Here is a 7,429-nt window from a genome sequence, read left to right on the forward strand (position 1 = left end):
CCAAATCAGGATCGCGACCTTGCGCCTCACCTCCTTCACCGATTACGGCCTGCGCGTTCTGATGCGGATGGCGGGCGCACCCGACCGGGCCTTCACCACGTCGGAACTCGCCGATGAATTCCGTGTCTCCCGCAACCATCTGGCCAAGGTGATCTCGGCACTTGCCGCGGCAGGTCTTCTGGAGACCCGGCGCGGCGGCGGCGGCGGCGCCATGCTTGCCCGCGCGCCCGAGGACATTCGCCTGGGCGATGTGGTGGCGTTGCTTGAAGCCGATCAGGCTCTGGTGGAATGCTTCGCGGTCGGCACCAACAGCTGCACCCTGACCCCGCAATGTCGGTTGAAAGCGCGGCTAGCCCATGCCGAGGCGGCGTTTGTCGCCGACCTCAACCGCAGCACCCTGGCCGATTGCGTTTACCGACCGGAAAACGCCTGACGCGCCACCCACGCGATCCAGCCCCAGACCGCGCTGCGCAGGGCCATGGCGTAAACGGTACGCATCTCGAAGGCTCCACCTCGGGCGACATGCAGGCCGAACGCCGCGAAAACCAGCAACGTTGCGGCGAAGATCGCGAACGATAGGGGCCAGGCCCATCGCCGCCCCTGCCACAGGCCGAGACCCGCGACGACATAGGCAAGCCCGGCTAGCGTGTTGAACCACAGCACGAAGGGTACGACCGCCCCCATGTCGGCTGATCCGAGCAATGTTCGGCCACCAGAGAAAACGGTCAGCACGCCAAAGGCAATCGCAACACCGCCCGCTATGCGGCGCGTCAGACTGGTTCTAGGCATCGCAAGCGCCCTCCTTTGCGCGTAGAAGTTCCATCTGCACGTCAAACAGCCGCAACCCCTCAGGCACGAGCGCAAAGCCCCGGGCGCCGAGTGTCCAGCGGATGGCGACACCCTGCACCAGCGACGTCAGCAGGATGGCGACATCCTCTGGGATGACGTCCCGGCGCAGGTGACCCGCCGCCTGAAGTTCCCTGATCGCGGCGACAAGACGGCCCTGGAACACGCCTAGAAGCTTGCGAAACACCTCGCGCAGCGCTGGATTGTCCACCTGTAACTCGCGCGAGAACAGGATCGACGGCAGGGCTGGCGTCTCGGATATGGCTGACAGCTGCGCACCGATCAGCGCTTTCAGGCGTTCGTGCGGCCCGGTGGCCCCTGCCTCGGCCGCAGCCCAGTAACTCTGCAACCGGTCAGCGATATCCTCGGCCACCGCCAGCCAGAGCGCGCCCTTGGTGGGGAAATGCCGGAAGATCGCAGGCTGACTGAGGCCGATGGCCCGCGCGACATCTGTGGTGCTCAGCCGGTCGGGTCCGATCTCGTCGGCCAGTCGCAGAACCTCGGCCACAATTTGCGCCTTTCTCTCTTCAGCACTTTGACGGCCCGACATGAGTCACCTCTTGTTAGTTATAACTCACTAACATATACTGTTGACAACCGCAACCTCTATCCGAGTCGCGCACCCTGACCGAAAGGATCCTTGCCATGCCCGCCAGAACCGCCCCCAACGGCTATTCCCGCCTTCAGATCGCGCTGCATTGGCTCATCTTCGCACTGATCGCGCAGCAATATCTTTTCAAGGACGCGATGTCGGCCGCATGGGACCACATCACAAATGGGCTGGAGGCTGGGTTCGACCCGCTCGTGCTGGCCCATGTGGCGGGCGGCGCGCTGGTGATGATCTTCGCGCTGTGGCGGTTGACCCTGCGCGCCAGGCGCGGCGTGCCCCCGGCGATCGAGGCCAGCAAGGTACAAGGCATTCTCGCGAAGCTCACCCATGTCGGGCTTTACGCGCTGATGATCCTTATGCCACTCAGCGGGTCTGTCGCGTGGTTCGGCGGGGTCGAGGCCGCGGCGCAGGGGCATAACGTGATGAAGATCATCCTGCTGGCGCTGGTTGCGCTGCATGTGATTGGCGCGCTCTACCACCAGTTCATCCTGCGCGACGACACGCTGGCGCGGATGCGCCGGGCGCAGGGCTGAACCCATGCGCCTCGCCCCGCTCCTGGCGCTGCCACCCATCGCGCTCGGCATTGCCGCGGCGGTCTGGATGATCGCGTCTGCCCCCGGCCCCGCGCAGGTCGGGGGCGACGCGCCCGCGCTGCCCGTTCGGATGATGACGGTCGCGGCGCAGGATATTCGGCCCGCCGCGACCGCTTGGGGCAGCCTGCGCGCGGCGGAGACCTGGGTCGCCGTGGCCGAGGTGCAGGGCGAGGTGATCTGGCGCCATCCGGACCTTGAGCCCGGTCGCCTGATCCCGGCGGGGACGGGAGTGCTGAGGACCGACCCCGCCGACTACGAGCTGGCGCTGGCGCAATCGCAGGCCGACCTCGCGGTGCTGGAGGCCGAGCGCGTGCAGCTTACGGCAGAGGCGGACAACACACGGCGCATCCTTTCGCTGGAACAGAACCGGCTGGCCCTGACCGAGACCGATCTGGAACGCACGCGCACACTCGTCGCGCAAGGCGCCGTTCCGCAATCGCGCGCCGACGAGGCCGAGCGCGCGACCCTTCTGGCCCGCCGCACGGTGGCGGAACTGGAGAACACGCTCGCCCTGATCCCCTCCCGCGAGGCGCGGATCGCGGCACAGGTCGCGCGCAGCGAGGCCGCCATCGACCGGGCGCGCCGCTCGCTCGACCGCACGACCCTGACGACGCCGTTCGACCTGCGCGTAACCGAGGTGAATGCTGAGCTGTTTCAAACCGTCGCCCCCGGTCAGGTGGTGATCCGTGCCGACGGGATCGCGGCGGCCGAGGTCGTGGCGCACTTGCCGATAGACAGCTTTCGACGGCTATTGGGAGATACACCGGAGGGCATCACCCTTGCCGACATGATGCGCGACATGCCCGCCACGCGGATTGCAGTGACGCTTAGCTTTCTGTCGGACCCGAGGCAGATCTGGAGCGCCCGTGTTGTCGGGATCGAGGGCGCGCTGGATGCCCGTGCGCGCACCGTGCCGGTGGTGGTCAGGGTTGACGACCCCTATGAGGGCGCGGACCCGCCTCGCCGCCTGCCGCTGGTGCCCAACATGCAGGTGCAGCTTTCCTTTTCGGGCGCTTCCATGACAGGCCTCATCGCGATCCCCGAGGCGGCGTTGCATGGCGACATGGTGCGTATCCTTGGCCCCGAAGACTTGCTGGAATTGCGCCCCGTCACCGCCGCCTTCGCTCAGGATGGCCGCGTCGTTATCGCCGCTGGCCTGTCGCCGGGCGAACGCGTGGTGATCGACGACATCGCGCCGGCCATTCCCGGCATGGCCCTGACCCCGGTCGAGGTCCAGCCATGATACGCTGGTTCACCGGCCACCCGACGGCGGGCAACCTGCTGCTTCTATTGTTCCTTGCAGCGGGCATCTTTGCCGCGCCGGGCCTGTTGCGCGAAACCTTCCCCGATTTCCGCGCCGTCGAGGCCGAGGTCACCGTGCCCTACCGGGGCGCTGCAGCCGAGGATGTGGAAGCCGCGATCTGCGCGCCGCTCTGGGACGGAGTGCAGGGTGTCGAGGGGCTGGAAACCTTCACGTGCACGGCCCAGACTGGTCGCGCGCGGGCCGTGGCAACCATGGCGCCCGGTAACGATGCGCTGCGCTTCGTCAATTCGCTGCGCACCGAGGTGTCGGCCATCGACACCTTCCCCTACCGCGCCGATCCTGCCGTGGTGCGCGAATTGCACCGCTCGGATCCTGTCACATCGGTCGCCATCTCGGGCGATCTGCCTCTGGGCGAGCTGGACCGCTACGCTGACGCGCTGTTGGACCGGCTGACCGCCCTACCAGGTGTCGCGGGCGTCACGCGCGGCGGCCTCGGCACCCGGACACTGACCATCATTGCGGAGCGCGCCGTGCTCGACAGCCACGGGCTGACACCCACGACGCTCGCCACCGCCATCGCCGCGCAGAACATCGACCTGCCCGCAGGCACACTGGAGGGGCCGGGCGCGGAGCTGACCCTGCGCTTCACCGCCGAGCGCGATACAGCCAGGACGCTTGCCACGATCCCGGTTCTGGTGTTGCCCAATGGCGCGACCCTGACGCTGGGCGACGTGGCGGCGATCGAGGAACGCTTCGACCCGCCGCAAGACCGCGCCTTTGTCGATGGCATCCCCGCCATCGTGCTCGATGTCGCCAAGGCGCTCGATGCCGACGCGCTGCGGGTGCTCGACGGCGTCGCGGCGCTGGTGGCCGAGGAAACCGCCCGCCTGCCCGACACGATCACGGTGGAGGTGGTGCAGGACGTGACCTCCATCATCCGCGACCGGCTGGTGATGCTGGTTCAGAACGGGGTGATAGGCCTTGTGCTGGTGGTCGTCGTCATGAGTCTGTTTTTCCGACCTGGCTTCGCGATCTGGGCAGCGATGGGCCTGCCCATGGCCTTTGCGGGCGCCTTCGTCTGGATGGCGCTGACAGGGCTCAGCCTCAACATGATGACGCTGGTGGCGCTTCTGATGGCGATCGGGATCGTGATGGACGATTCCATCGTGATCGCGGATTCCATCGCGGTGCATGCCGCCAAGGGGGCCACGGTCGAAACCGTCGCGGCGGGCGTCGCAGCCGTGGCGCCCGGCGTGATCTCGTCCTTCCTGACGACGTTGGCCGTGTTCCTGCCCCTTGCCTTTCTGGCAGGCGAACTGGGGGCGGTGCTGGAGGTTCTTCCGGTGGTCCTGCTGGCCGCACTCGCCGCTTCGCTGATCGAGGCCTTCCTGATCCTGCCCCATCACCTGAAAGGCGGGATGAAGGACACCGCCGCATCCCGTTTTCGCATCCGCTTCGAGGCGGGTTTCGATGCCCTGCGCGAACGTGGCGTGGGCCGCTTGGCAGACGCCGCGATCAAGGCGCGCTGGCTTGTTGTCGGTCTGGCCATCGGGGCGCTGATCGTGACCGTCGGCGCCTTGGGCGGCGGCGTGGTCAAGCGCGAGGCGATGCCCGAGATCGACGGCGACGTGCTGGAGGCGCGGCTGATGCTGCCCGCGGGCACGCCGCTTGTGCGCACGACCGAGGCCGTCGCACAAGTAGAGGCGGCGCTGGACCGCGCGAACGCCCGCCTGTCCCCCGATCAGCCCCAGGCACAACCGCTGGTGATCCGCCGCATCACCCGGCTGGGCCGCAACCTCTCGGCGGGCGAGGCCGGTGCCCATGTCGCCACCGTCGCGGTGGACCTGCTCGGCGCCGAGACACGCAGCAGCACGTTGGACGAAATCGTCACGCTCTGGCGCGCGGAAATCGGCACTCTGCCCGGTGTGTCCTCGTTGATCCTGACCGAGCCGGGGATCGGCCCGCAGGGCATCGCGGTGGAATTGCGCCTGAGCCACCCCGACCTCGCCACGCTGGAGGCGGCGGGGCGCGCCACGCTGGCGGAGCTTGAAACCTATGCCGGTGTGCGCAACGCGATCCTCGATTTGCGCCCGGGCGCGCCCGAATTGCGGCTGAGCCTGTCGCCGGGGGCCGAGGCGCTGGGGCTGGCCGCAACGGATGTGGCAAGCCAACTTCGCGCGGCCTTTCTCGGCACACAGCTTGCGGAAATCCGGCGCGGCGATCTGGCCTGGGAAATCGAGCTGCGGCTTGCCGATGAGGACCGCGCCAACCGCGCTGACTTGAACCTTTTCGAGATCGCGCTGCCCGGTGGCGGCACCGTGCCGTTGTCGAGCATCGCCACCGTCACCGAAGCACGTGGGTGGGGAACCATCACGCGCCGCAACGGGTTGCGTACGCTGACCGTCGCGGCCGATGTGGACGGCCGCATCGGCAATGCCGACGCGATCACCGCCCGGCTGGCCGAGGGCTTTCTGCCGGACCTCGCGGCTGCCACCCCCGGCCTGATCTTCGAGATCGGTGGGCAGGCCGCGAATTCGGCGGAAACCGTCGTCTCGATCCTGCGCGGGTTCCTGATCGGACTGGTGGGCATCTACATCGTCCTCAGCTTCCAGTTCCGCAGCTATGTGGAGCCGCTGATCGTGATGATCACCATCCCGCTGGCGTTCCTGGGCGTCATCTGGGGCCATGTCCTGATGGGCTACAACATCTCCATGCCCTCGCTGGTGGGGGCGGCCTCGCTTGCGGGAATCGTGGTGAACAACGCGATCCTGCTGCTCGGCGTCATCAACACCCGCCGCGCCGAAGGACTGTCAGCTGCGCTGGCCGCAGGCGAAGCCGTGCGATCGCGGTTCCGTCCTATCTTCGTCTCGGTCTCGACGACGATCATGGGCATGGCACCCTTGCTGCTGGAATCCTCGACGCAGGCCCAGACGCTCAAGCCGCTGGTGATCTCGGTTGTCTTCGGACTCTTGGCTGCGACAGTACTGATCCTTCTAGTTTTGCCTGCGTTCTACGCAGCACTTGAGGACCTCAGGCACGGAAAACGAGGAACTGGCGAACTGGCGGGAGCTGGCTGATCAGCCACTTATTTTCGGAACGACAAGCGGGCTGAAGCATTCTGACGTTTGCCCGGCCAATGGCTGCTATGAGTCGAAGCCGGTCCCCGCTTGCCCTCTTGGCAATCTGCACTCCGTAACGGTTGTGTACTATCCCGCGTCCCTTACGTTCGGGGCGTGATGTGCCCAGGGTGCGCGCGATCAATCAAATCCGCTTGCTATCGTTAGTGTTGTTTTGTATCGCCGCACCATTATAGCTGGAGTCGGTGTCATGAATCACAAGGTCCGGACCGCAGCAGCAGCTGCGGCCATCACAGTATCGAGCCTCGTCGGTTCGGTCGAGCCGGCGCAAGCCTACCAGGTCGACTGTGCCATTCTGCTCTGTCTCGCGGGCGGCTGGCCGGCATCGGCGCCCTGTGCCCATGCGCGTGCGGTCTTCATCCGCAGGATCACACCCTGGCCGATCGAGCCACCCTTGCAGATCTGGCGTTGCCCGATGGGGGCGTCGTTCAACGCCCCTGCCCCGCTCTCGCCGATCGACCGGCTTTACGACATCGCCTTCCAGGAGGCACCTCAGGCCAGTGTACCGCAAGCTCCCCTGCCCCTGGTCCAAGTCCAGTCAGACGAGCAGGCCGACATCGACATTTCGGGCGACGCCTTCGACTTCGTCCGCAGCATCCGTGTTTTTCACATCCAGTTCAGCCAGCGCGAAAACAGTGAAGGCGACTGCAACACCTACGACGCGACGCGCCTCGGTTCGTATGGGGTGCAGGGTGACTATCGATGGACACGGTCGAGTGTTGCCCACGTCCCGCCCGCATCACAGCTGCCCGACACCGGGCACTGTAACTGGGTCAGCTACCGCTCGGTCTTTGTGGACTGGCGGGATCATGAGGGGAACTACGGCTTCGAAGAGGTACGCTACTGAACTTGCCCGGGCCTGCCGGAGGCGGGTCCGCACCCATTCATCTTGCACCTGTGACGGTGCACCGAACCCAAAAAGGGAAACGACGCCAGACCGAAAAGCCTGACGCCGCACTAGAAGAACCCGTGAACAAGG

General features: G+C 66.5%; 7 protein-coding genes. 5 read left to right on the top strand and 2 right to left on the bottom strand.

Features of this window, described 5'->3' with window-relative positions; translation table 11 throughout:
* Positions 1–19: 19 nt before the first annotated feature.
* Entirely contained in the window at positions 20–433 is a 414-nt protein-coding gene (locus J1C52_RS13915; protein ID WP_123644105.1) for an RrF2 family transcriptional regulator, read from the top strand.
* Here J1C52_RS13915 and J1C52_RS13920 read toward each other — a convergent pair.
* The gene (locus J1C52_RS13920) at positions 412–789 is read right to left on the bottom strand and encodes a hypothetical protein (RefSeq protein ID WP_123644104.1); all 378 of its coding nucleotides are present in this window, start codon (positions 787–789) and stop codon (positions 412–414) included. The genes J1C52_RS13915 and J1C52_RS13920 overlap by 22 nt on opposite strands.
* Entirely contained in the window at positions 782–1,396 is a 615-nt protein-coding gene (locus tag J1C52_RS13925; RefSeq protein ID WP_227428548.1) for a TetR/AcrR family transcriptional regulator, read from the bottom strand. The genes J1C52_RS13920 and J1C52_RS13925 overlap by 8 nt, the downstream gene beginning before the upstream one ends.
* Before the next feature lie 95 nt (positions 1,397–1,491).
* On the opposite strand from J1C52_RS13925, the gene J1C52_RS13930 reads away from it, so the two are divergent.
* From J1C52_RS13930 to J1C52_RS13945, 4 genes are all read left to right on the top strand, one after another.
* Positions 1,492–1,989, top strand: coding sequence for a cytochrome b (locus J1C52_RS13930; protein WP_227428549.1), 498 nt, complete (start codon positions 1,492–1,494; stop codon positions 1,987–1,989).
* A gap of 4 nt (positions 1,990–1,993) precedes the next feature.
* On the top strand, positions 1,994–3,292 hold the full coding sequence (locus J1C52_RS13935; RefSeq protein ID WP_227428550.1) for an efflux RND transporter periplasmic adaptor subunit: 1,299 nt from the start codon (positions 1,994–1,996) through the stop codon (positions 3,290–3,292).
* Positions 3,289–6,390: an efflux RND transporter permease subunit gene (locus tag J1C52_RS13940; protein WP_227428551.1), complete on the top strand. Its 3,102-nt coding sequence runs from the start codon at positions 3,289–3,291 to the stop codon at positions 6,388–6,390. Before J1C52_RS13935 ends, J1C52_RS13940 begins: the two co-directional genes overlap by 4 nt.
* Before the next feature lie 250 nt (positions 6,391–6,640).
* A complete protein-coding gene (locus J1C52_RS13945; protein WP_227428552.1) occupies positions 6,641–7,297 on the top strand; it encodes a hypothetical protein in 657 nt (218 codons plus the stop codon).
* The last annotated feature ends 132 nt before the right edge of the window (positions 7,298–7,429 follow it).

It is taken from the genome of Roseibaca sp. Y0-43, assembly GCF_020667835.1.
GTDB lineage: Bacteria > Pseudomonadota > Alphaproteobacteria > Rhodobacterales > Rhodobacteraceae > Roseinatronobacter.

What these genes read in the sequence shown, in the direction of transcription:
- J1C52_RS13925 (WP_227428548.1), bottom strand. Translation starts at nt 1,396, where the DNA reads ATGTCGGGCCGTCAAAGTGCTGAAGAGAGAAAGGCGCAAATTGTGGCC.
- J1C52_RS13945 (WP_227428552.1), top strand. Translation starts at nt 6,641, where the DNA reads ATGAATCACAAGGTCCGGACCGCAGCAGCAGCTGCGGCCATCACAGTA.
- J1C52_RS13920 (WP_123644104.1), bottom strand. Translation starts at nt 789, where the DNA reads ATGCCTAGAACCAGTCTGACGCGCCGCATAGCGGGCGGTGTTGCGATT.
- J1C52_RS13935 (WP_227428550.1), top strand. Translation starts at nt 1,994, where the DNA reads ATGCGCCTCGCCCCGCTCCTGGCGCTGCCACCCATCGCGCTCGGCATT.
- J1C52_RS13930 (WP_227428549.1), top strand. Translation starts at nt 1,492, where the DNA reads ATGCCCGCCAGAACCGCCCCCAACGGCTATTCCCGCCTTCAGATCGCG.
- J1C52_RS13940 (WP_227428551.1), top strand. Translation starts at nt 3,289, where the DNA reads ATGATACGCTGGTTCACCGGCCACCCGACGGCGGGCAACCTGCTGCTT.